We start from the raw sequence: 2,812 nt of genomic DNA on the forward strand, positions 1-2,812 counted from the left end.
TCACGCCGAGTTAACCCAGGTTCACTCGGGGGGTGGGGTCTTGGTGGGTGGGGCGTCGGTGATCGGGGCGTCGGTGATCGGGGCGTCCTCGGTGGAGAGCACGTTCGGGTCGATGAACAGCCTCGTGCGTTCGGCGTCGACGATGCGGCGGGCCAGCTCGGCCTCGGAGACGTCGACGGCGTCCGCGACCTCCTCGGCCAGCGCTGATCGACGCGCATAGGAGTCGAAGAGGCGGCGCTTGGTATCGAGGATGCGCATGAGGTGCTCGTCCACGCTGTCCTCGACGAGCAGGCGGTGCACCTGCACGCTGGCCACCTGCCCCATCCGGTGCGCCCGCGCGATCGCCTGAGCCTCGGTGGTCGGCTTGGTCTGCGGCTCGCACAGGATCACCACCGAGGCGGCCTGCAGGTTCAGCCCGACTCCCCCGACCGCGATCTGGCTGACGAGTGCCTGGGCGCGCTCCGCCGTCGTGAACTCGTCGATGACCCGCTGCCGTTGCTCGGGCGACACCGAACCGGTGAGCGGCCCGAGCGCGAGGTCGCCGAGCGCGCGGACCACGATGTCCACGACGTCGCGGAAGTACGAGAACACCACGACCTTGCGACCGTTCTCGGCCGCCTCGCTCACGATCTCGACCAACCGCTCGAGCTTGGCCGACTGGGAAGGCCGTTCGACCGCGAACGCCGCCCGCCGCATCCCCATGAACGAGCCGGCCGTGACCGCCTGGCGGTAGGCACCGCCGTCGACGTCCCCGAACTCCTCCCACTCCTCGACCTGGACCAGCTCGGGGAGCTCCTCGAGCACGTCCTCGGCATTGCGCCGCAGGTAGGCCGGCGCGACCGCGTGCCGGAACGCCTCCGAGCCCGCCACACCGAGGGCAGGATCGAGGTCGTCCGCGAGCGTGGGCTGCAGGTAGGAGACGAGCGTGCGGAACTCCTCGACCCGGTTCTCCATGACCGTTCCGGTGAGGAACAGCACGTCCGGCACCGACTCGGCGAGCCGACGCACCGACCGGGACCGGTTGGTCTCCGGGTTCTTGACGTAGTGCGCCTCGTCGACCACGAGCACGTCCGGCACACCGATCGCCCTCATGTGCCACCACAACCCAGGGTAGGAGGTGATCCCGACGCCACCCTGCTCGTGCCAGCGGCGGGTGGCCGCCTCGCGGTCGTCGCCGTGCAGCAGGTGTGCCGTGAGCGTGGAGTGCTCGCTCACCTCGCGGACCCAGCCGGCCAGCACGCTCGCCGGGCACACCACCAGCGCCTGACGTGCACCGTTCGCCATCAGGTGCGCGATCATCGCGATCGCCTGCACGGTCTTGCCAAGCCCCATCTCGTCACCGAGGACGACGCGGCGCTGAGCGAGCGCGAACTTCGCGCCGAACGCCTGGTAGCCGCGCAGCGACGCGGTGAGCAGCGAGGTGTCGAGCGCCTGTCGCTCCACGCGCTCGACCAGGCCGGCCGGCAGGTGGCCCGCGGATGCCGAACGGTCGCGCTGGGTCGGCTCGACGGACTCGAGCAGCGAGTAGTACGCGATCGACCGGACGCGGAAGTCCTCCCAAACCTCGATCGGGTGCATCGGCGTCTCGAGCAGACCGGTGACGAGCCGCGCGTCCTCGGTGAGTCCGGACCGCCGGCCGAGGTCCGTCAGCTCGGCCAGGACCTCGATCGCGGACTCGGCCCGACGGCGTCGCTCACCCCAGGCGATCAGGCGCCGGAAGCGCCCGGTCAGGTCGCGTGCGTGCTCGCGCACCTGCACATGTCCGGTGCGGATGCGATCGATCGTCTCCGCGTGCCGCTCGGTCGTCACGTGCGCCTGGTCGAGCGTGTACAGGGTCTGGACCAGTCGGGTGGCGACCGGATCGGTCGGGCTGAGGTCGATCCGGAAGCGGATCGAGGTCCGCATCGCGGCGGCGACTTGCTGGGCAGCGGCCAACAGGTGCGTGGCGGTCTGCGGGCCGATCCCCTCGACCTTCTCCAGGCCGCGCCGCTCGAGCCTGAGGACCTTGCCGACGCTGCCCACGTCGGCAGCAGTCAGCGCGCCGATGCGCAGCCGCTCCCGGGTGACGTCACCCAACGAGCCCACCGGGACGCCGTCGAGCTGGGCGAGGACCTTCTCCTCGCGGGAGTCGACGAACGCGGCGCGCACCTGTTCACGCGCTCGTTCGGGCGCGTCGGCGAGTGCGGCGGCGAGATGAGCGACGTGGTCGGCCGCCGCGACGATCTCGCGCGCGGCATCGATGCTGGCTGCGGCGATAGCCCGATCCCCCTTTCGCGACACCCGCATCATGCCGCACCCAGTGCTGCAACAGATCCGTCGCTCGATGCTGTCGCAATCGTTTGCGGGATGCCGTACGACGCATCGAGCGTCGACTTCCTTCCACGTCCCACTACCGTGGGCCCATGCCGAAGACCGCGCCGGCCGTGCTCGACGTCGCAGGTCGCGAGGTGCGGGTCAGCAGCCCGGACCGGGTGATCTACGAGGCCACCGAGCGCACACCCGCGATCACGAAGCTCGAGGTGTGCACCTACGTCGCGACCATGGGCGAGGCGTTCATGCGCGCGATCGGCGAGCGGCCCACGGCGATGGAGCGGTGGCCGAACGGCTGGCGTGAGGGGATGCGGCTCGCGACCGGACCGCAGGACCGTGACGCCGACGGCTTCTATCAGAAGCGCCTCCCCAAGGGCGCGCCGGACTACATCGAGACGGCGCGGATCACGTTCCCCAGCGGTCGGCCGGCCGACGAGCTCTGCCCCACCGAACCGGCGGCACTGGTGTGGGCGGCGCAGATGGGCACGCTCACGTTCCACCC

1 protein-coding gene and 1 pseudogene are annotated in these 2,812 nt (G+C 70.7%); one reads left to right on the top strand and one right to left on the bottom strand.

All coding sequences use genetic code 11. The features are described from left to right. Positions 1-21: 21 nt before the first annotated feature. A complete protein-coding gene (locus tag ACOJSN_RS16815) occupies positions 22-2,286 on the bottom strand; it encodes a DEAD/DEAH box helicase (protein WP_420113644.1) in 2,265 nt (754 codons plus the stop codon). A 116-nt stretch (positions 2,287-2,402) separates the two neighbouring features. Between ACOJSN_RS16815 and ACOJSN_RS16820 the strand changes: the two are divergent. Further along, positions 2,403-2,812: pseudogene (locus ACOJSN_RS16820) on the top strand (ATP-dependent DNA ligase); the annotation flags it as partial.

Source organism: Pseudactinotalea sp. (genome assembly GCF_048594945.1).
Taxonomy (GTDB): Bacteria; Actinomycetota; Actinomycetes; order Actinomycetales; family Beutenbergiaceae; genus Pseudactinotalea.

Excerpts from the sequence above, each read along its gene's own strand:
- ACOJSN_RS16815 (WP_420113644.1), bottom strand. The coding sequence starts at position 2,286 with ATGCGGGTGTCGCGAAAGGGGGATCGGGCTATCGCCGCAGCCAGCATC.